This window comes from Wenzhouxiangella indolica, assembly GCF_042310355.1.
Classification (GTDB): Bacteria; Pseudomonadota; Gammaproteobacteria; order Xanthomonadales; family Wenzhouxiangellaceae; genus Wenzhouxiangella.
Map to the genome: position 1 here is coordinate 113,952 of NZ_JBHJMR010000006.1, position 21,840 is coordinate 135,791.

The 21,840-nt window shown below is 62.7% G+C and carries 12 protein-coding genes; 4 read left to right on the top strand and 8 right to left on the bottom strand.

Going from position 1 to position 21,840, the window contains the following annotated elements; translation table 11 throughout:
• Positions 1 to 22: 22 nt before the first annotated feature.
• Genes ACDC67_RS08890 through ACDC67_RS08900 form a run of 3 tightly spaced genes read right to left on the bottom strand, consistent with a single transcriptional unit; the run spans position 23 to position 6,791 of the window.
• On the bottom strand, positions 23 to 5,353 hold the full coding sequence (locus ACDC67_RS08890; protein WP_376692405.1) for a vWA domain-containing protein: 5,331 nt from the start codon (positions 5,351 to 5,353) through the stop codon (positions 23 to 25).
• 33 nt (positions 5,354 to 5,386) lie between these two features.
• Positions 5,387 to 5,749 carry a HipA domain-containing protein gene (locus ACDC67_RS08895; RefSeq protein WP_376692407.1) on the bottom strand — a complete coding sequence of 121 codons (363 nt, stop codon included), beginning with the start codon at positions 5,747 to 5,749 and terminating at the stop codon, positions 5,387 to 5,389.
• Positions 5,685 to 6,791 carry a tail fiber domain-containing protein gene (locus tag ACDC67_RS08900; protein ID WP_376692409.1) on the bottom strand — a complete coding sequence of 369 codons (1,107 nt, stop codon included), beginning with the start codon at positions 6,789 to 6,791 and terminating at the stop codon, positions 5,685 to 5,687. Before ACDC67_RS08900 ends, ACDC67_RS08895 begins: the two co-directional genes overlap by 65 nt.
• A 976-nt stretch (positions 6,792 to 7,767) precedes the next feature.
• Here ACDC67_RS08900 and ACDC67_RS08905 point away from each other — a divergent pair.
• Both ACDC67_RS08905 and ACDC67_RS08910 read left to right on the top strand, forming a co-directional pair.
• Entirely contained in the window at positions 7,768 to 9,627 is a 1,860-nt protein-coding gene (locus tag ACDC67_RS08905; RefSeq protein ID WP_376692411.1) for a Kelch repeat-containing protein, read from the top strand.
• Positions 9,624 to 10,235: a hypothetical protein gene (locus ACDC67_RS08910; RefSeq protein WP_376692413.1), complete on the top strand. Its 612-nt coding sequence runs from the start codon at positions 9,624 to 9,626 to the stop codon at positions 10,233 to 10,235. Before ACDC67_RS08905 ends, ACDC67_RS08910 begins: the two co-directional genes overlap by 4 nt.
• A 296-nt stretch (positions 10,236 to 10,531) precedes the next feature.
• Here the strand turns inward: ACDC67_RS08910 and ACDC67_RS08915 are convergent, their stop codons facing one another.
• The 4 genes from ACDC67_RS08915 to ACDC67_RS08930 all read right to left on the bottom strand — a co-directional run bounded on the left by ACDC67_RS08915 (position 10,532) and on the right by ACDC67_RS08930 (position 16,835).
• Positions 10,532 to 11,032 (bottom strand): hypothetical protein, encoded by a 501-nt coding sequence (locus ACDC67_RS08915; protein WP_376692415.1) that lies wholly within the window; start codon positions 11,030 to 11,032, stop codon positions 10,532 to 10,534.
• 23 nt (positions 11,033 to 11,055) lie between these two features.
• Positions 11,056 to 11,241: a hypothetical protein gene (locus ACDC67_RS08920; RefSeq protein ID WP_376692417.1), complete on the bottom strand. Its 186-nt coding sequence runs from the start codon at positions 11,239 to 11,241 to the stop codon at positions 11,056 to 11,058.
• Positions 11,242 to 11,687: 446 nt separating this feature from the next.
• Complete coding sequence (locus ACDC67_RS08925; RefSeq protein WP_376692418.1) at positions 11,688 to 12,368, bottom strand: OmpA family protein; 681 nt, start codon at positions 12,366 to 12,368, stop codon at positions 11,688 to 11,690.
• A 384-nt stretch (positions 12,369 to 12,752) separates the two neighbouring features.
• On the bottom strand, positions 12,753 to 16,835 hold the full coding sequence (locus ACDC67_RS08930; RefSeq protein WP_376692420.1) for a choice-of-anchor Q domain-containing protein: 4,083 nt from the start codon (positions 16,833 to 16,835) through the stop codon (positions 12,753 to 12,755).
• 274 nt (positions 16,836 to 17,109) lie between these two features.
• Here ACDC67_RS08930 and ACDC67_RS08935 point away from each other — a divergent pair, with 274 nt between their 5' ends.
• A complete protein-coding gene (locus ACDC67_RS08935) occupies positions 17,110 to 18,033 on the top strand; it encodes a DUF808 domain-containing protein (protein ID WP_376692422.1) in 924 nt (307 codons plus the stop codon).
• Positions 18,034 to 18,223: 190 nt separating this feature from the next.
• Here the strand turns inward: ACDC67_RS08935 and ACDC67_RS08940 are convergent, their stop codons facing one another.
• Positions 18,224 to 19,678 carry a hypothetical protein gene (locus ACDC67_RS08940; protein WP_376692424.1) on the bottom strand — a complete coding sequence of 485 codons (1,455 nt, stop codon included), beginning with the start codon at positions 19,676 to 19,678 and terminating at the stop codon, positions 18,224 to 18,226.
• A 177-nt stretch (positions 19,679 to 19,855) separates the two neighbouring features.
• Between ACDC67_RS08940 and ACDC67_RS08945 the strand changes: the two genes are divergently transcribed.
• Complete coding sequence (locus ACDC67_RS08945) at positions 19,856 to 21,706, top strand: winged helix-turn-helix domain-containing tetratricopeptide repeat protein (RefSeq protein WP_376692425.1); 1,851 nt, start codon at positions 19,856 to 19,858, stop codon at positions 21,704 to 21,706.
• Positions 21,707 to 21,840 lie beyond the last annotated feature (134 nt).

The following is a 21,840-nucleotide window of genomic DNA, read 5'->3' on the forward strand; positions in this document are numbered from 1 at the left end:
GCAAGTTTCCTTGGAAATGCATTCACTGGGCCTGGTCGAGACGAATGACCTCAGCCTGGCCCGGTGCGATGCGCACCGTCTGCTCGGTATCGCCGTAGCCGGCCTCGATGTGCAGCTCATACTCGCCGGGCTCCAGTTCGATTGCTTCAGCGCCGACCCGGCTGCGCGCGACGGTTTCACCGGCCGCGTCAACAACCCGGAACGGTGCGGCCAGGGCCTCGCTGAGGCTGGAAGACAGCTCGGCGCCGTCCTGGCTGTCGAAGTAGGCGCCGCCACCCAGCGCGGCAAGTTCCTCGAATTCAGCCTGCAGCTCGAGCTCGTCGATCTGGAAGCCGACGATGTTCAAGCGCACGTCCAGGCCCTGTTCGACCAGCGCTTCGACAGCCGCGGCAACATCGCCGTCGCAGGTTTCTTCGCCATCGGTCAGCATGACGACCAGACGTCTGCCCTCCCCATGACCGGCCAGGTCCTCCGGCACGGCCTGCAGCGACGCGGCCAGCGGCGTGCGCGCCAGGTTGACCGCCTGCAAAGCGCCGACGGCATTGGCAACCGCGCCGTGGCTGCCATCATCGGGTGCGACCAGCAGCTCCGATTCGCACGAGTGCGGCTCGGTGTGGCCGTAGGCGCGCAAGCCAATCGGCACGCGATCGGGAATGTGTTCATCGAGCATGTCCAGCACGGTCTGCCGCGCCACGTCGATCCGACGACCGCCGTCCATGCGCTGCAGCATCGAGCCCGACGCATCAAAAATCAGGTGCACAACGCCGGCGCCGAGGACCGGCTGATCGCCGGCCCGGACCTCGAGCGAGCCCGGCTTGGGCGGCTCGCGGTAGTCCGACGAGACCGAAAGGGCAAATCGCGTGGGCTGGCGCACTTCGCGCATGCCGGCCTCGAAACCGCGGATCAGCTCGGCGCGGTTGACGGTGTAGCGGTACCGGCCGTTGGCGACGTTGGCCCAGGACTTCATCAGGTTCTGGTACCAGCGGTTCTCGGCCACATCGACGCGATCGCCGTGGGCAATCTCGAGTGTGAATATCCGCGGCCGGACCTGCTCGAGCGCATCCCAGACGCCGAGATCCCGGCCGACCAGCGCCGCATCGGTGATCAGGAAAATCACGTGCTCGCCGTCCTGCCGGGCCAGTGCCCGGCTGGCCTCGATCATGGCCGGTTCCGAGTCCGACGACCTCAGGTTGGCGTTGAATGCGGACAGGGTCTGCGTGATCTCGGACGGATACTCGGCCCAGCCCTGGATCAGCAGCGGCCCATCCAGCGGCATCACGTTGGCGACTTCCTGGCCCGGCTCCAGGCCCTCGGCAAAGCGACCCAGCGCCTTGAAGATCGCCGGCTGGTGTGCCGACACGCTGCCGCTGCCGTCCCACATGAATACGATCGAGCGCGGCGGCATCTCGACATCCAGGCGGTAGTCGCCGGGCGCAAGATCGACGAGGTTTGCTTCACGAAGGCCGTCGCGACCGCTGAATTCGACCTCGATCGGTTCGTTGTCGGCACCGACCAGGCGCGCGCGAAGGCGGCCGGAGGTGTTCTCGTCGAGGGTGAAGCTCAACGTGTTGTCGGGTGCGTCCAGCCGGACCCGGTAGCTTCGCACATCGCCGGGCTCGGCCAGCTCAGCCGTGACTCGGGTCTCCAGCGACCGGGGTGCATCGGGCGAACTGTCGAGGTCATCGACGGCGGTCAGGGCCTCGGTTTCGGGCTCCCACGGTCCATGCTGGTCGTCCATGCCCCAGTAGGCCAGGGCCGACGTTCCGCTGCCCAGCGCGTCGGCTTCGAACGCGGCGATGTGTCTCGGCACCCGCCAGAAGATCACGCCTTCGCCGTCGGGCTCATCGATGATCAGCCGCAGGTAGCGCGCCCGCACCGGCTCGGGGAACTCGAAATGCGCCCGCATCGCGTCATTGCGTTCGAGCAGCCATTCGCCGTGATCGTCCCAGGGCCCGACCGGGCTCTCGGTGCTGGTCAGAACCTGCACTCGCTCGATCAGCTCACCGCGGCGATCGGGATCGTCCTCCCAGACCAGGTAATCGAGACGCGCGGTTCGCTGCTGCAGAAAACCGAACGCAACATCGACCTCGCGCTTCTCGCTTCGCAGTCCCCGACTCGGGGCGTCCCGCCACGGAAAGTCCACGTCGGTACCGCCGTCCGGGCGACTGTAGATCCAGTGCCCGCCGCGGTCGTTGTCCAGGACGTCGAGGTTGGCTTCGGCCAGCGGCGCGGCCGGCTTGCCGAGCGCGCGGAACAGGCCGGTCCCGGTCGTCGACGGCGAACCCCGGACGTTCAGCGGGCGAAGCTGAACGAATCGCGCCTCCGACGGCGCATCGAGCTCGAAGAACTGCTCGCCGTCGCCGACGTCCAGCTCTACGGTCATCGCGTGCGGCAGGTCGTCGGGCGACTGCCCCCATCGGATCTCGACCTCGCGCCAGCGCTGGTCGGTCGGGTGGTTGGAACGCTGGTTGAACACGAACGCGTGCAATTCACCCCCGTCGCCGGCCAGTTCCAGCGGCGGCAGCGGCTCACCCAGGTCTTCTCGCCAGTAGATCGAGCTGCCGGCGGCCGCCATGCCGTCGTTGAGATACTGCGAATAGATCTTGGAGCCCTTGTAGCGATTGTGCCGATCGTCGATCGGCTCCTCGTTCTGCGGGTTGATGAAGCGCCCGCCCAAACCACGCCAGGCCAGGTCCACCAGGCCATGGAAACGTTCCGATTCCCGCTGCGGCGATTCCGGACCGATCGGCTCGGCGCCGGCCTCGACGCCGATCTGTCCGGAGGCCACGGCCCCGCCGGCGTCGACAAAAACGGCCAGCGGACTGGCATCGGAAAAATCGGCCGGCACGACAACGTCGAAGTCGACCGTTTGCGTTGCGCCGGCGGCCAGCGAGAGCGCCTCATCCAGCCCGTCGACCGTCGCGCCGTGGTGGCTGAGGTGCGCTCGCAGACCGAGCTCGACCGGCCCGTCCTCATGATTGGTCACCGTCACCTGCGCCGGGATTCGCTGGGCCGAGGCCGAGAATGCCGCGACCGGCCCGGCATCGAAATCCAGTGCCGCGGTCGCATCGGGCTTCTCCGACGCCGGCAGCGCCGGATCGTCGATCCGGTACGTCTGGTCCGACCGTTCGCCGCTCATTCTCAGGTACCAACGCTTCTTTCCGGGCAGCGTTGCAGTCCGGCCACCGTCTTCCCCGGCCTCGCTCAACTCCAGTGCTTGACCCCCGGGATCGACGATGTCGAAGCTCCGGGCGGTTGCGTGAACCACCACATCGCGTGGTTCGTCGGTGACCGGCAGGGCCAGAAACGCGTAGCGCGTGCCCAGGTTGCCGGCCGGTTTGACGAACTCGCCATCGGCCGGGAACGGTTCGGCCATCCACGTTGCCGGCATGACCAGTCGGGTGTCCTGTCCCGACCACGGCGGCGCAAAGTCAACACCAAAGGCGTACGGCTCATCCTGGTTGCCGCTGCCGGTCACGACGGCCTGAAACTCGCCGGCCGGAACCACGCCGGAGAAGCGCGTGCGCTGGTCGACCTCGGTCGCTCGGAACACGCGCTGGCCCTGCCATTCAACGACCAGGCTGGCCTGGCCGCCGGCCGGCGGATCGAGCTCGAACACCAACCGGTTGCGGCCGGGGGAGTGAAAGAAGAAATGATCCTCGTCGCCGCGCGTGTGCAGCCGACCGCGCTTCGTTTCGCCGACGGCCATCGCGTTGGCCGTCTCCGCGTCGTTGTTCGGTTCGAGTTCGAAATCCGGATCGGGCTGACCGAGCGCGGTCGCGGCCAGCGTGTAGTCGCCGGCATGACCCTGCACCCGCACCCTGTAGTCACCGGGCAGCAGCCATTGCCCATCAAGCCGCAACGGGTCGCTGCCATCCGAACCGCGGGGTCGACTCTGCTGCCCGATGGCGCCGCGAGAGCCCACGCGATAAAGCCATAGCCGGTCGACCGCTTCGCCTTCGGCCTCGATCCGCCAAAGTTGCGGCTCGCCGGTCACCTTCCAGTCGAACCACGCAGAGCGTTGACTCTTCAAATGCCCCGCCACGGGCTGGTTCGAATCCAGCGGTGCGGCCCATTGCGGTTCATCGTTGGGCTCGGCGGCGCGACCGGCAGGCGGCGCCTGGCCCGGCCGCAGAGTGACAGTATGCGGAGCCGGCTCTGAGCTGCGATCCAGCCAGAATTTCAGCCGGTAGGGGCCCGGATCAAGCTGCAGGTCGTAAAACAGCGCCTCCGCCGGGCCCTCGCGGCAAACGCCATCATCGCTGTCGCGCCGCAAAAGACAGACGTCGACCCCGGATTGACCCTCGGTCGTGACGTCGATATCCAGGCTGCGCCCGGCCATCGATTCGTCGACTTCGAACGCAAGCCAGCTCGAGTTGCCGGGCTGCAGGTCCAGCTCGAACGGCACGTCGGGCTCGATCCATATTGCAGCCCCGGGCGAAGACGCAATCGCCTCGTCGGCTTCACGATCATCCGCCGCAGTAGCGGTCTCTGCGCGCTGGCCGTCCGCCTCGAGGCCTATGGCGACACGACCGATCGGCTCGCCGTCGGCGCGCGACAGGCGCAGGCCCGCGTCGGGGCTGATCGCACTGCGGCTCCAGTTCTGGTCCAGCGGCGCACCACGTACCGGTTTACCGATCGGCGCATCGTCGGAATCCACGAGCTGCGCCTCGATCTCGGCACCGAGCTCGGAGGCCACCGTTACCCGCCAGAGTCGGTCGCTGTCCTCCGGGTTCAGCGTGACGCGATGGGTATCCGTATTGAGCTGGAAGAGCATCGGCCTGCTGGTCGGGGAAACGTCCAGCGGCTCGGTATCGTCGGGTCCAGCGGTGCCCCGGATTCGCGCCGGGCCGCTTTCGGTCAGGTCGAACCGGTAGTCGCCGTCACCATCGCTTCCGGTCACGCGGATCAGGTGTTTTCCCGGTGGCACGATCAACGCCGGTGATGTCGCCGACGATTGTCGTGACGTGATCGTCAGTTCATACAGCGCGGTTTCTTCCGTGGCCGATTCGGCCGAGGATTCGGATGACGCGGCGCCGAACGTCTGTACACCGCCCGATTCCGGTTCCTCGTCGGCCGGCCAGACGAGCTCGACCGTGACCTCGCCGTCGGTCTCACCGCTCAGCGCCAGCGTCCACAGCCGGTCGGACTCGGCATCGTCGACCGACCACCAGTACAGATCGACATCGCCTTCCGGCAGCGCCCCGATCAGCCGTGCCTGGTCGCTGAACGTCTCGGCCTCATCGGGCGTGTCGTTGGGCTCGCGGTCGAACACCGCGCGCGGCGAAGCCGAAGCGGCACAAGCGAACAGCAGGACGGCAGGCAGCAGAAAGACTCGGGCGGATATCGACATGGATTGCAAAAACCGGGATGTGAATACACCTGACTACGGACTATGGGCCGAAAACACGACAAATCGGGCCGGGGTGGGGGAGGCCCGCGTGAGGTCAAAGATTTCGTAATTGGCCGTAGGTGGTCGACCCAGCGCCTGGCAAAGGCCTTCCTGGTGAATGCGTCGGATGCCGGTCCCGGTGACCTGGCGGTCGAAGCGTCGAATGCGCAGGCAGCGTCTCCACAGGTCGGTCCAGGCCACTGCGGAGGGGCCCAATATCTCCGCGGCGAGGCGCGTGCAGTACCACTCCAAGTAGACCAAATCCGGTCGGCTGCGCGGGCCGGCCAGCGCTTTATCTATTCTCCAGTTGGTCCAGTCGTTGGGCGAGGCTGTTGATCTGTTGCTGCATTGCCTCATTCTCGGCTCTTAGCCGGGCATTCTCTGCATTACTCAGTTCCAGCATTTCCTGTATAGCGGCAATAGCGATCACGCCGAAGCCCGAACTGTCCAGCGTGTACACTTCTTCCTGCGAATCACCCAGTTGACCCTTGCTGACCAGCTCCGGGAACAGCGGCTCCACTTCCTGAGCGATGAAACCCAGCGTAGTCTGGTTGGTGGCGTCACTGCGGAAAGAATACGAGGAAGGTTTCAGCCGGGCTACCCGTTCCAGTATTCCTTCAAGGGGGCGAATCCCCTGCTTCAGGCGGCCGTCCGAGAGACTAGAATAGTTGCCAGTGGCAGAGTTGAACTCTCCCCTGAAAGCACCTCTGTAATACAATTCCAGGGCTCCATCACTGTTCGTGGAATACAGGGTCCAGTAGGCATCATTCGCCCCCGGATGTTCAATCGTAACGCCACTTGAGGTCCCACTGCCGTTGGCGTGAACCATAGTAATCTCGGCCCTTCGGGTAGAGGTGCGGAACAGAACATCGTTCTGGCTGTTGAAATTGAAGTGCAAGCCGGCGTTGGCATCGATCTCGTTGCCGTCCATCAGTAACTTCTGCGAGCCGGAAAGGATCTCCAGGCCGGCAGTCATCCCGTCATTCTCCGTGCCGTTAATCGTCAGTTTAGACGCCGGGGCTGTCGTTCCTATGCCGACATTTCCGGTCTCGGTGACTGTCATACGATCCAGATTATTGGTTCTGAACAGCATACGTCCAGGCTGACGGTTGGCCAAATACAGATCGTTGTTGAAAATCTGCAGAAAGGCCAGAAAGTCGTTGCTGTTGTTGCGGAGTTCGATCATGGGATCATTCGCCGCACTCAAACGAAGGACCGTCACACCGGTGTTGGTAATGCTTACCGGATCAGATCCGGAAATGACGGCTCCTGAAGAGGTCAACGTGTTTGTCGTCAAATTCCCGCTTATGGAACCGTCACCGTCGACATCCAAACCAAGCTGGGACCAACACGGTACAGCCCAGAAAATCGTGATGACCACAACAATTGCGCTTTTCATAATTATCCCTTCCTTAAGATAAAGATCGCTTATCGGAACGGCCCGGCACGAACGGCAAAAACAGCTGCACCCGCTTTTCAGCGTGGGCGTCCTTCATGCCTGTGGGGCGGGGGGTATCAGGCTTCATTCGAAGCGGTCTGCGAAAATCAGATCCGGTAGTGGCGGACATCCGATGGCTGCAGTACTCACGCGAACGTTCACGGGGCTGATCAGCGCGCCGGATCTGACGCGCAATCCGGGGTGCGGGCAGCCGTTGCGGATACCGATCGACGTCATGTCAACCTGGGTTGACGGTCCCCGAATCAGGATTGGCCCATCTACGGTGCTGCTCAGCGGGCCGGTGCCTGTCAGGGTGAGGCTCCGCCTGATCTCTATTTGTTCGGGATAGGCTTGAGCGGCCAGCTCGATGATGGTGCAAGCCGGATCATCCACAGCCTGCTGCAGTGTCGGGTGGCTCGTTGACGGCGGCGAACACAGGACTGCCAGGGAGAGCTGCGGTACGGACAGGAGTACCACAGCGACCCCAGCCGCTACCGCCCGCGATCGCCAGATGCCATGTCGCGGAGCGGTGTCCGGTGTCCGGTGATGATCCGTGCAGGCTTTACTGCAAGACATCTGAATTACTCCCTCTGAAACGGGAATCGCATTGTTTCGGCTCGAATCGGATTTGGTAGTAGTTGTGGCCGAAGCACTCCGGATCATGATCCGTCCATTAACGGCTGTCAAGATGGTTGACGGCGGCTGTTGCGGATGCATGCCTGTAGGTAGATGCGGTCCCACGCCTGGCTGGTCACGTCGCGAATTGCCGTAGGAAATATCCTACGAATCGTTGGTGTCCCGAATGGCGCTTCCAGCTGTTTCCCGGGATGCGCCGAGTCTTTCGAAGGCTTGCTCGGGCGCTGGTTAGTGGTTAGGCTGGCTTGGCGAAACTGGGCAACAGACCCAGTACACGAATCGTGGCAGGGAGATCATGCGGATGGGCATTCGATGGACCAGGCGGGCCGGGCGCTGGCTGAACGCTGTGTTTTTGTTGGCGGGGTTTTCTCTACCAATGGCCGCTTTCGGGCAGGCCGAGGCGTTGGAGCGCTTCCTCGACGAAGAAGGGCGGTTGTCGGTTCCCACTGATTTTGTCGGCAGCCTGGACCCGTCCGGGTTCAAGATGCAGGCCTCTGCCGAGGGTGCGCCGCGCTTCGTGGCTGGTGGTGATGGCGCCGTGGCGGGAAAATGGCAGGCCTTCGGGGGTGTCAGTTTTGGTTGCAACGGACCAGTTCATGCTGTGGTGGTCGATGCTTCCGGGGTCGTGTATCTCGGCGGCCAGTTTGACGTCTGCGGAGACGCCATGGCCAATGGCGTCGTTGCTTATGATCCGAGTACAGAGGCGTTCCAGTCCTTGGGCAGTGGGGTGCACAATGGACTCAGCGCTGCCCGAGTTGCGGCTCTGGCCGTCTTCGAAGGGGATGTGTATGCCGGCGGCTCCTTCATCCAGGCGGGGGATCAGCCGGCCAACAATGTGGCACGTTGGGATGGCAATCAGTGGCATTCGCTAGGCAGAGATGATCAAAATGGGGTCGGCGGTTTTGCCATTTCCCTCGGCGTTTATGCATTCGCCGTTTCGGGTAGCGACCTCTATGTTGGAGGCAAGTTCTCGGAAGCTGGTGGCGAGCCGGCCAATCAGATAGCGCGCTGGGATGGCGGCCAGTGGCAGGCACTCGAAAGCAGCGGTGAGAACGGGGTAAGCGGCACTGGGACTCGCCACGGTGTTTTTTCTCTGGCCGTATCCGGTGATGATGTCTATGTCGGAGGTAGTTTTACTGGCGCCGGCGATCAGCTGGCCAATCATGTAGCGCGCTGGGATGGCAAACAGTGGCATGCGCTGGAAGGCGGTGATCGGAACGGGGTCAGCGGCGGCTACGTTGCAGCCTTGGCCGTATCGGACGACGGTGTTTATGTCGGAGGCGGGTTTGAGCAAGTTGCTGGCAAACAGGTAAACCGGGTGGCACGCTGGGACGGCAGTCGGTGGCATGCGCTGGATAGCGGTGGCGAGACTGGCGTCAGTGGCGAGGCTGTCTCGTCCCTGGTCATCCTGGATGGCAATGTTTTTGTCGGGGGTCAATTCACGCAAGCCGGCGACCAGCCCGCCGGGAACGTGGCTCGCTGGGACGGTGATCAGTGGCATGCGCTAACGGACAACGGGCGAAACGGAGTCAGCGGCCCCAGTGTCTTTGACTACCCGACCATGGCCGTTGCAACGACGATGGCTGTGGTCGATGGCGTTGTCTATGTCGGAGGCAGCTTCGCTGAAGCCGGCGATCAGCCGGCCAGTGGTGTTGCGCGTTGGGATGGCACCCAGTGGCTTGCCCCGGGAAACGGTGCGCAGAAAGGGGTCAGCAGAATGGTTTTTGCATTGGCAGCCTCGGGTCGGGAAGTCTATGTCGGGGGGCGTTTCAACCTCGCGGGAGACCGACTGGCTAACCATGTGGCGCATTGGGACGGCAGCCAGTGGCAAGCGCTGGGAAGCGGTGTGCAGAATGGACTCAACGGCGATGTTCGGGCCGTGGCTGTGTCCGGTGGTGATGTCTACGTCGGGGGGGAGTTCACTGAAGCTGGCGGACAGGTGACCAACCATATTGCCCGCTGGGACGGCAGTCACTGGCATCCGCTTGCAAGCGGTGGGCAGAATGGGGTCGATGGCGAGGTCACGGCTATCGCCGTATCGGGTAGTGATGTCTACGTCGGGGGGAGTTCACTGAAGCTGGTGGACAGATGTCCAGTCATGTTGCTCGCTGGGATGGCAGTCAATGGCATGCCCTGGCAAGCAACGGGCAAGACGGAGTGAACGGTCTGGTCAATGCTCTCGCCATATCGGGTCACGATGTTTATGTCGCCGGTACGTTCAATATGGCCGGTGGTCAGTCGGCTTACGGAATTGCACGCTGGGATGGCAGTCAGTGGCACGCGCTGCAGGGCGCTATCTCCAATGGGCTCGGCGGGGTCAGGGCCCTGGCTGTTTCTGACGGGGAACTGTTTGCCGCGGGCTCGTTCGTCAATGCCGACGGCCAGCCGGCCAATCGAGTCGCACGCTGGGATGGCAATGAGTGGAATGCACTGGGAAGCGGCGAGACGGTTGGCGTGAACGATCAGGTCTATGCCTTGACTGCTGCGAACGGGGAAGTCTACGTGGGAGGCTCATTTACCGGGGCCGGCGGTCAGCCGGCCAACCGGGTGGCGCGCTGGGATGGGGCTCAGTGGGCTTCGCTGGAAATGGACAATGACAATGGCGTGAACAACGTGGTCTGGGCGCTGGAGGTGTCCGGTTCTACCCTCCATGTGGGTGGATGGCTTACCGTGGCGGGTGGCCAGTTGTCCAGTCATTTCACGAGCTTTTACGCGGATGCAGTTTTCGGTGACCGTTTCGTGGAACAGCCAGCCGCGTCTAGCGACTGACAATCAGCAGGAAATCCAGGACGCGGCGAATTTCCGGCTAAATCAAGCTCGTCTCGGTCTGCTGGGAGACTGATTTCGGTGAAGTCCGGACGCACCTGCTCACACAATGGAAGAAGTCGGGTTCCTCGTCGCTGACCGGTTGGCTGCGCGGATAGGCGATGGCGAAATGATGGCGTTACGCTGAACAAAGTGGAATCCCGAGAGTGACGCGAACTTCCGTAGGATATTTCCTACAAAACCTGGGTGTCCCGAATTCCTCGAATTCCTTGGCCGCCAATTGAGCTGCCGAGCTGTTATCAGCGTTGCAGCCACCAGCAGCCGCCGTTCATGACCAGATTGAAATCCGTGCGAATGGTCCGGCCAAGGCGCTCGGGGACATACTGGTCCAGCCAGAGCCGGGTCGGCTGTTCCTCCCCATCGAGTTCGATCGACTCGACCTCGACGCCGATCAGGCGCCGGCCGCTGATGACTTGCAGTTCGTCCATCAGTATGTCGGCGCTGTTTTGCGTGTCTTCCATCCAGTGGTAGAGGCCGGAAAGCTTGTTCACGTCGCCTGAATCAAGCGCGGCACTCACCTGGGCGTGGAAGATTTCGATCTGCCTTGCGCAGTCATAACGCGGCGAGGGTGGGTTGAGTTCTGCTGGTCGGACAGGTTCTTCTACCCGGTTGCGTACCCCCAGCGCGCTGCAGGCGCGATCGGTGAAGATCTTCACGTCGTCTTCGCCGATGCATCGATGAATGTCGGACTCGACGGGAGTTGACGCGGCGCCACCCAGGATCGGCAGCCAGGCCAGCAAAGCGACGGCCAGGGCAGTTTTCCTCAAAGGTTTTTGAGCAAATTTCCGAGAGCCAGCAGGACGAATCCGGCCACGACCATCCAGAGGGCATAGGCCGCAAGCGCGGGGATCGTGCCCAGGGCGGACAGAACGCCCAACACCACGATGATGACAGCGATCCAGAACGTGATGACCTTCGGTCGACTGAGTTTGGGTTGGTTGACTTTCATTGTGCATTTCTCTTGATTGGAGCTTCAGCGGCCAGAGTCCCGCATCAGGTGCTTACGGGCCATCGCAGACACAATGACGGGGTTTCGCAACTGTGTCGGTGCGCTGAGCCTCATTGCGAGACGAGAGAGCCAGCGAGAAAACCAGGACACCCACAACCCTCCTGGCGGAATCGGCCGCGACTTGGTGTGTCAAGCGGTCCGGGGGCGCCTGAGGCAATGTTCGGGCAAGAGCTAGCGTCCGTTCCGATCCGGCCAATCGGAAGGCCGACTCAGGGTAGGGCTACCCGGGCACTAGTGGCTGCTCCCGTAGCCGTTTGAGCGCGAGTTCTTGAGCAGACGCTGCGAAGAAGACCCCACAGTGTCGCCGGCATCCCGGGATCCTCGGTTTCGGGCGCAAGGGCCCCGGCAGTGTTGTTCAGAGATTCCCCAAGACTGGTATCGATAGCTCAGCCTTGCATCGGCACCAGGGTGATCTCGACCCGGCGATTCTGCGCGCGACCACTTTCGGTGGCATTGCTTGCGATGGGATGCGCTTGTCCGGCGCCGACGACGATGGTGCGATCGCGCAGCACGCCGCGATTGCCGAGGTAGCTGTCGACTGCAGCGGCGCGACGTTCGGAAAGGCCTTGGTTGTATTCTGGCGAGCCGGTGCTATCAGTGTGGCCCGCAATCTCAATAACGGTCTGATTGTATTCATTGAGGGTGTCCGACAACGTGTCGAGCACTGAGAGAAACCGCGGTTGCACCTCAGCTGAGTCAAAGCCGAAAGTGATGGCGCCTGGCATGGATAGCGTGATGTTGTCGCCATCGCGCACCACATCCACGCCGGTGCCAACCAGGCTGCGTCGCAACTCCGCCTCCTGGCGATCCTGATAGACGCCTACGGCACCACCCGCGATTGCGCCCACGCCTGCTCCGATCATTGCGCGTTGGCGCCGCTCAGTGGCGTCACCACCGCTGAGCAAGCCGGCAACCGCGCCAATGCCTGCTCCGATGAGGGCGCCGCTGCGGGTACGGTTCGGGTCATCGGGATCGGTCGTTTGCCCGGTATAAGTGGCGCAGCCGGCCAGGCTGAGACTGGTAGCCAGCACGGTGGCGACGAGTATCTTGCCGGAACAATTATTCATGCGATCCTGCCTGTTTATGCAATAGGCGTGACGATACGCCAGGGCCAGGCTGCCCGTCTGTGCGATAGCGCGCTCAAGGCCGCTGGAGCCAACCAGGACACCCTCGATTTCCCCGCCTGAATCAGCCTCGGCGTGGTTGCCCGGAGATCGAAATCTACTGACGTTGGGTTCGAACTGGCCGCGATTTGCCGCGTCGAGCGGCCCGCCGGCGGTCTTGGGCCGAATTCACGCACGGGCCGGCGCCCGCGTCGGCTGACACGATGGAAGAAGCCGGGCTCCTCGTCGCTGACCAGCTGACTGCATGGATAGGCCATGGGCCAATGTTGGCCTCGAACAGGTTGCCTTGGTATCCGGCGAATGTCGTGACGGTCGGCAGGAAATCTCCTACAAACCGTGGGTGTCCCGGATTCGCGCGCTGTTCAGGTGCATTTGCCGCATACCAATCAGGAGCATTCCGAACAGCAAGGTCAGCAGTGCCGGCAAGCCCATGGCGGGGACCGGAAGTACCGGCAGGGTGTAGCTGCCGGCAATTGCAACCTGGCCGGGGGAGTTCATCCCGTTGGACACGATCAGCAACTGATCGCTGAAATCGCCAGGGTCCCCTGGCGTGAAGCTCAGTTCCACCGTGCAGGATTCACCGGGGGGCAGGGTGTGCGGTAGCGGTGCACAATCCATGGCATCGAAACCGAAGGGCTCGGCCGGTTGGGTAAACTCCTCAATCACCAGGTCAGCCGAGCCGGGATTGCTTAACGTCAGCGTTTGCGTCTGTTCCTCGGTCTCACCTGGCTCGAGATTGGTGAACTCGATATCGGTCACGCTCAGCTCCAGAACGATATCGGCACAGTTCACTTCCACGTTTTCGATATCGTCGCCGTCCAGTGTGCCGCTGGCGTTGGCCACCGAACATTGCTGGCCGTCTGGCTGGCTGGACACCGTGACCTCGTAGTTGCTGAGATCATCGAGGACCGTGGCGAAAGTGAAGTCGCCATCGGCGCTGAGGACGATGTCATCGCCGTCGTTGTTCTGAAGCGTGACGCTACTGTCGTTCGCCAGCCCGGACAGGGTGCCGCCAATGCTGAAGGTATCTGTTGTGCAACTTACGTCGACGTTATCGACATCGGTGCCGTCGACTTGGCCCGAACCGTTGCTGACGGTGCAGGTCTGGCTGGGCTCAGTCGGCTGGGTCAGGACGGTGACCGCGTAGTCGCTGAGATCATCGAGGGACGTGGCGAAAGTGAAGTCGCCATTGGCGCTGAGCACCAGGTCATCGCCATCGTTGTTCTGAAGGGTGACGCTGCTGTCCTGCGCCAGTCCGGACAGGGTGCCGCCAACGCTGAAGGTGTCGGTGGTGCAGCTCACGTTGACGTTGTCGACATCGGCGCCATCGAGTTGCCCCGAGCCGTTGCTGACGGTGCAGGTCTGGCTGGGCTCGCTGGGCTGCGTCAGGACGGTGACAGAGTAGTTGCTGAGATCATCGAGGGCCGTGGCAAAACTGAAGCTGCCATCAGCGCTAAGGACCAGGTCATCGCCACCGTTGTTCTGAAGTGTGACGCTGCTGCCCTGCGCCAGGCCGGACAGGGTGCCGCCAACGCTGAAGGTGTCTGTGGTGCAGCTCACGTTGACGTTGTCGACATCGGCGCCATCGAGTTGGCCCGAACCGTTGCTGACCGTGCAGGTCTGACTGGGTTCAGTTGGCTGGGTCAGGACGGTGACCGCGTAGTTGCTGAGATCATCGAGTGATGTGGCGAAGCTGAAGTTGCCATCAGCGCTGAGCACCAGGTCATCGCCACCGTTGTTCTGCAGGGTGATGCTGCTGTCAGTCGCCAGGCCGGACAGGGTGCCGCCAATACTGAAGGTGTCGGTGGTGCAGCTCACGTTGACGTTGTCGACATCGGCGCCATCGAGTTGCCCCGAGCCGTTGCTGACGGTGCAGGTCTGGCTGGGTTCAGTTGGCTGGGTCAGGACGGTGACAGAGTAGTTGCTGAGATCATCGAGGGCCGTGGCAAAACTGAAGCTGCCATCAGCGCTGAGGACCAGGTCATCGCCACCGTTGTTCTGCAGGGTGATGCTGCTGTCAGTCGCCAGGCCGGACAGGGTGCCGCCAACGCTGAAGGTGTCGGTGGTGCAGCTCACGTTGACGTTGTCGACATCGGCGCCATCGAGTTGCCCCGAGCCGTTGCTGACGGTGCAGGTCTGGCTGGGCTCGCTGGGCTGCGTCAGGACGGTGACAGAGTAGTTGCTGAGATCATCGAGGGCCGTGGCAAAACTGAAGCTGCCATCAGCGCTAAGGACCAGGTCATCGCCACCGTTGTTCTGAAGGGTGACGCTGCTGCCCTGCGCCAGGCCGGACAGGGTGCCGCCAATACTGAAGGTGTCGGTGGTGCAGTTCACGGCAACGTTGTCGACATCGGCGCCATTGAGTTGGCCCGAGCCGTTGGTGACGGTGCAGGTCTGGCTGGGCTCAGTCGGCTGGGTCAGGACGGTGACCTGATAGGTGCTGCCGTGGGTCAGGGCCGTGGGAAAGCTGAAACTGCCGTTGGCGCCGATGGTCAGATCATCCCCGGCGTTGTTCTGCAGCACCAGGCCGCTGCCGTCGAAACCCGAAACCGTGCCGCCGATGGTGTAGCTGTTCACGCTGAATTCGGCTGTGACCGCGCAGGCTCCGGTGATGCCGGTGGCGATCCATTGGCTGCCACTATCAAGCGCCGGCGAGCAGTTGTCACCGGCAACCGAGCTCACCGACCAGCCGGTATCCGGGGTGACGGTGAAGCTCGCACTGGACCCGTGGTCCACATCCTGGCTTGCCGGGGTGATCTGACCGTTCCCGGCGCCGACCCCGGCGGTCACGGCGTAGCTGTTGATCACAAAGCCGGCCTCGACGACGCAGTTGTCCTGGATGTTGGCCGCCTCCCATGTATTGCCGGCTACCTGAGCAGGTGCACAGGTATCGCCGGTCACTTCGTCGACGCTCCAGTTGGCTCCGGGGGCGACCGTGAATGCGGCAACTTCGCCTGAATCAACGGTCTGGTTTGCTGGGGAGATTGTTCCTGTGCCGGCAACGACCGAGGCTGTCACCTCGAACTGGTTGGTGAGGTTGAAGGTCGCAGTATCATTGCTGCCGGTGGTGCCAGCAGTCACGACATAGCTCCCCCCGATGGTATTGGCGGTTGCCGTGATGCTGGCTTGCCCGCCGGCGATCGTTACGGTGCTGACCTCGGTGCTCAGGCTGGCGCCGGAACCCGGCGCAAGGAAGCTGACCTGGCCGCCATCGACCGGGTCGTCAAACGCACTGCTGATGTCCACGGCAAGGTCTTCGGAAAAGTCGGTTCCGATGGTTGTGGATTGGTTGTCGCCCGAGAAAAGTACCAGGTCGAAACCACGGGACTCGAAGGCGCCGATATCGCAAGTGCCTTCCTGTGGGCGCCCAACCCCGCGCTGGTCCTGGGCAGGGCAATCGGTGTCGGGCCCGGCATCGATCGCCGGGCTGCCCGGCAACAAGGCATTGGTCCGGGTCAGGCCGCCATTATTGGCCAGGTCGCCGAGCACCGGTTGGGTCTGATTGGTCAGATCGCCAGCTTCATTGAACTCCTGACTGAAGTCCACGCTGCTGTTCGCGGTGCCAATCAGGTTATGGCCCAGGCTGAAATATCCCTGATCTGCCCAAAAGCCGAAAACATCCGTGTTGCTATTCCCGGAAATGATGGTCTGGCCAATACGGGTGCAGGTTGATCCATCATTCCATGACCAGACACCGCCGCCTTCGGACGCGCTGTTCGCGGTGATGGTGCTCTGGGTGATTTCAATGATGCCGTTTGTGTTGCGAACACCTCCACCCCCGCCGGTTGTATTGTTGTTGCTGATGGTGCTGCTTTGAACGACGGTGCGTGGCATGTCCGTACAAGAACCACCGGTTGTATTTGACAGGATGCCGCCGCCGTGTGCGTCGGCGATATTATTCGAGATCGTGCTGTTGGTTACGGTCAACGTGCCTGAGCTGAAGATGCCGCCGCCCCCGTCGCCGGCGCCGCCTCCGTCGGCTGAGTTATCCGAAATCGTGCTGTTGGTTACGGTCAAGGTGCCCGTGTTATGGACGCCGCCGCCGGAAGCCGCGCGGCCGTTGACAATGCTCAGGCCATCGAGGCTGACAGTGTTGCCGAATTCGACCCGGAAAACTCGCGTGGTGTCGTTGCCGCTGACGGTAATGGAATTGCCGCCCTGAATCGTCAGGTTCTTGTCGATAGACAGCTCACTGTTCAAGCCAATGGTGCCACTGACAGAGAAGTCGATGTCGTCGCCGGAGCTGGCGTCAGCAATGGCCTGGCGCAAACTGCCCGCGTTGCTGTCGTTGAGATTGGTGACTGTAATCGTGGCGGCGTCGGCGCTGCTCACAGCCACCATGCTCCAAATTCCCAGTAGCAGGGGCAATGAGAACCTGATGCGTAAGATGCCCAGTTTGCTGAATTTCATGCGCATGTTCTCCCCCCTATGTAATGGGATATTGGTGCTGTGTTCGATTTGTGCCCAGAATCGGGCCGTAGAAGCGACGCCAACGTCTAGAATGGCTGCTGTCTACTGGCGACAGAGTGCCGGAGTATACCGGTCCGGGCTTGACCCGTGCAAACGACGGCAGTCCCGGGCCATGCCACTACATCGGGATATGCAAGCGGGATAGGGCGCTTATGCCTTACTGTAGGGCCCGATTGTGACAGACTGGTCCTCCAATCGCTGAACGGGACATTGCATGGCCGGAGCAAGCTTACTCAGCCTTCTCGACGACATCGCCACCTTGCTCGATGATGTCTCCGTGATGACCAAGGTTGCCGCCAAGAAGACCGCGACGCTGGTTGCGGACGATCTGGCGGTCAATGCCGAGCAGGTCACCGGCATCTCGGCCAGGCGCGAGCTGTCTGTCATCTGGGCGGTCGCCAAGGGGGCGACGCTCAACAAGATCATCCTGATCCCGGCGGCGCTGCTCATCAGCGCGTTCATCCCTTGGGCGATCGTACCGCTGCTGATGCTCGGCGGTGGCTTTTTGTGCTACGAGGGCGCCCATAAGGTTCACCACAAGCTTTTCCACAGCGAAGCCGACAAGCAGGAGAAGGAAAAGCTGAAGAAGGCGTTTCGAGATCCCAAGGTCGACCTGGTGGCCTTTGAGAAAAAGAAGATCAAGGGTGCCATTCGAACCGACTTCATCCTGTCGGCCGAGATCATCGTCATCGCGCTGGGCTCGGTCGCCGCGGCGACGCTGAGCGTACAGCTCGGCGTGCTGATCGCAATCAGCGCGCTCGTGGTCCTGGTCGTGTACGGACTGGTCGCCGGCATCGTAAAGATCGACGACCTGGGCATCCGGCTGTCGAAGCGCGGTGGCGGCATCGGTCGCTTCGGCGAGTGGCTCATCGACGCCTCACCCTTGGTGATGAAGAGCCTAGGGATCGTGGGCACTATCGCGATGTTTCTGGTCGGCGGCGGCATCTTTTCGCACAACATCCCCTGGGTCGAGCACCTCTTCAAGGGCTGGTCGGCACTGACAGGCCCACTCGAGCCGGTCACGAAGCTGCTGCTCGACGGACTTCTCGGCGTCACGATCGGCGCCATTGTCGTGGCGATCCTCTCGCTCGGTGGAAGGCTCATGGGGCAGGGCGAGGATTCGAAAGCCAAGCACTGAGCTCTTCGGAGCTGCAGCTGTTGTGGGCGAAGAACCGGCGAAAAACCGGAAGAACCAGGATGCCCACGATTTTCCCGGTTGAATCGTCCTCTCCGTGACTGGCGGGGCATCGGAATCTGCTGAGAACGAGCCCGAAGTGGCCGCGCATGATGCCGCCGGCCAGGCCGGCCGGCGGCGGCTGGCGTCGAGTTCAGAATCCGCAGCGACCAGAACCCGGGGGATTGGTCAAGCGCTCGAGTGCCTGGGTCTGGGTACCGTGGATCCCGCTGATGTCGGCGGTGGCCTCGCTGCAGCTGTCGAAAGTCAGGAGAAGCTCGCCCCAGTACTCAAAGGATTCGGGATCGGTTGGCGCGTTGAATGAACCGGATGGGCTGTAGAGCAGATCGTACGCAACGGTTTCGCCGCGAGCGAAGCCGGAGGCGCCCGCTTCGGTCACCAGCCACAACGGCTCACCGTTGTCGCCAGCGCCGTAGAAGTAGCCGAACAGGCCGTCGGCGGTAGCCAGGAAGTTCCAGCCCTGCCCGGCTGAATCCGGCTCGTACCATGCGCCTGCCAGATCGGCATGGGACGCCACGTCGAACTCGACCAGCATGGTCATGTCCGGGTTTTCGGGGTCCGGCTGCATGGGATTGGGCACCTCGGCCACCCATGCATACCGGCCGGGCGTCAGGTTGACATGCATGTAGGCCGTGAGGGGATAGGTTTCCCCGGCGGCTTCGTTGGCGAACAGCGTGTCCACGCCGCCCAGGAAAGCGCGCGGCCCCGGATCCTGGAAAGTGGATACGAGCGCACCGCGATCGGCGTAGAAGCCATCTTCTGCGACATCGAGATAGTTGATCCAGGTGTTGACGTCCTCGACCGACGTCGCATCGTCGAGACGGATGAGGTGGACGTCGTGGCCGATACCGTGACCATAGACGATATTGTCCTCGAACGTCACCGAAACGGTGTGCAGCCCCGGTTGAATGTCCTCGGTTTCAGTCACGATGCCGGACGTCGAGGAGATGGACAGCGCCAGGTCCGCGCTCGGTTCCGGAGCATCGCCGGGATCGTCGGTCACGACCAGCTTGGCCAGCATGCCGTGCTCGTTGTGAAAGGTGCCGCTGCCGTCCATGACGTAGCATTCGAGAATATAGCTGCCCGGTTCGAGGTACTGGGTCGTCCAACCTGTGCGCGCGGCGTCGAGAAATCCGGGGCCTCCGCTGGGTACGACCTCTCCCCACCACTCCGGCAGACCGGCACCGAGGTTGCCGAAGAACTCGTTGACGTCGATTTCGCCGGCAAAGAACGGGTCCCAGGCGTCCTGGAACGCCTTGGGCGTGAGCTCGGCGTATTCCTCGACAGTCAGGTCGGCCTGGTCGTCCGGCAGACGAAACATGTAGACGAAGTGCAGCACGGCGGTCTCGTTGACCTGCTTGAGGGTGGTCCATCCAGCCGGTATCTCGGTTCGCGACAAATCGAAAACCAGGCGGTGTCCGCCGTCCTCGCCGGCCTCGCGGCGCGACACGATTTCGACCATATTGTCTCGCTCGAACCCGAACAGATGCTCGGCCTGATCGGGATCGGCGGCATGAAGTGGGGAACCGGAACTGGTGATCCCGGCCAGGAACAACAGGGAAAAGCTGAAGTGAATGATGACACGCATGAAAGCCTCCTTTGGGAAGAATCGGAAATGGAGCCCGTCGGATCGACCGACGAGTGGATGTTGCCGCGCGCCTTGCCGACACTCCTGAGAAGAACCTGAGAATTTCCTGAGCAAAACCCCGTTATGGGGCAGAATGGGCCTATTGGGCTCGACCCACAGTCGGGAGGGAAGCGTTCGATGAATTCGTCTGAGGGGTTTCGACTGGGGGAGTGGCAGGTCGAGCCTGCGGCCAATCGGCTGACCGGTCCCGACGGGGCGGTCTCGATCAACACGCGATCCATGGACGTCCTGTGCTGCCTGGCCGAGCATGCCGGCGAAGTCGTCAGCCGCGACGATTTCGCCGGCGCGGTTTGGCAAGAGCGCGTCGTCACCGACGATGCCCTGACATGGTGCATATCCGAGCTGCGTCGCAAGCTCGGTGACTCGGCTGCCTCCCCCCGCTACATCGAGACCATTCCCACGCGCGGGTATCGGCTGATAGCACCGGTCGAACGAAGCGACAGCCATGACCGCGCGGAGCCACCTGTCCGGTTTCGGCGACGAGCGAACCGCTGGCGCCGTGCCGGGTGGCTGTGGGCCGGAATCGCCGGGCTCGGGCTCGCGGCCTGGCTATCGCTCGATAGCGGACAGTCGCCGCCGGTCTCAATCCAGTCACCGGCCGGCATGGCCGTGCTGCCGCTGACGAATATTACAAATCCCGATTCGGGTTTTCCGCTGGCCGAGGGGCTCCACCAGGACTTGCTCACACGCCTTTCGGGCATTCCGGCGCTGCGCGTGATCTCGGCCACCTCGATGCGGCGGTACCGGCAAACCGACAAGAGCATTCCCGAGATAGCGGCGGAACTGGACGTTGAATGGGTCGTGGAAGGCACCGTCCAGCAATGGGACGAGCGCTTCCGGGTCAGCGTGCAGTTGATCGACGCCGCCCGCGATAGCCATCGCTGGGCGCGCAACTACGAGGGCGAATTGACAGCAGCACGGCTGTTCGAGGCGCAGGCTGAAATCATCGACGACATCGCCGAATCGGTCGAGGCCGCCCTGGCGCCCGAACCCCCTCTGGTCCGATTGCCCACCCAGAGCCTGGAGGCTTACGCCCTCACGGTCCGCGCCAACACGTTGCTCAGGCAGCGCAGCGAGAGCACCATGCGCCAGGCCGGCTCGCTTTACCAGCGGGCCACGGAACTCGATCCCGAATACGCGGCCGCCTGGGCGCGACGCGGCGAGACCCTGTTCTTGCTGCACTATTACGGCCACGAAACCGAAGACGTCTCGCTGATCGAAGCGCGCCAGATGGCACAAAGGGCGCTTTCCCTCGATCCGGAACTGGCCTTTGCGATGCTGGTCGAGGGGCTGGTTGCCATGCGACTGGAGCATGATCTCCCAAAGGCCCTTTCGCTCGTGCACAGCGCCTGGGAACGTCAGCCCGGGGCAGCCGTCGGATGGCTTGCCTGGATGGAGGCAGTTGGCGGCAATCTTCCGCGCGGGCTGGAACTGACCCGCCGGCAGATTCAGAGCACGCCCTTCTCGCCCGGCGTGCACTATTCGCTGGGAATACTGACCCTTTGCGCCGGCGATGTAGACGAGGCTCTAGCCCTGGCCGAGCGCGCCCTCGAACTGTCTCCGGCCTATGTCGCCTCCTGGAGCCTGAAAGGACAGGCGCTACTGCTACAAGGACGGGTCGGCCCGGCTGCAAACGCCTTCGAAGAAGCGCTGACCCTGTCGGGACGCCGCGCCGAAGCGCTCGATCTGGCCTGGCTGGCGCTGGCCCGGTCAAGGGCCGGTGACCCGATCGAGTCACTGGCCGCGGACGTCATGGCGAGCGAGGATGGGTTGGCAAAGGCCCTGATCAACCTGGCACTGGACAAACCGGAAGCCGCCGTGGATTCGCTGCGGCAGCCGGAATGGGACGATATGGGCTCTCTGATGGTTCGCTATCATCCGATTTTGGAACCGTTGCGTTCCCTCGACGAGTTTGGAAGCGTCGTGGAGCGCATCGAGGTGCAGTTGGGCATGAACGGCGTCGATTGAATTGCCGGTGCCAGAACAGGAAACCAGCACCGGAAACCAGGACACCCACGATCTGCCAGGCTCAATGCCGTCATGCCTCAGGAAAATCCCTACAGATCGAGGGTGTCCCGATTCTTCCCCATCTCGATGTCAGG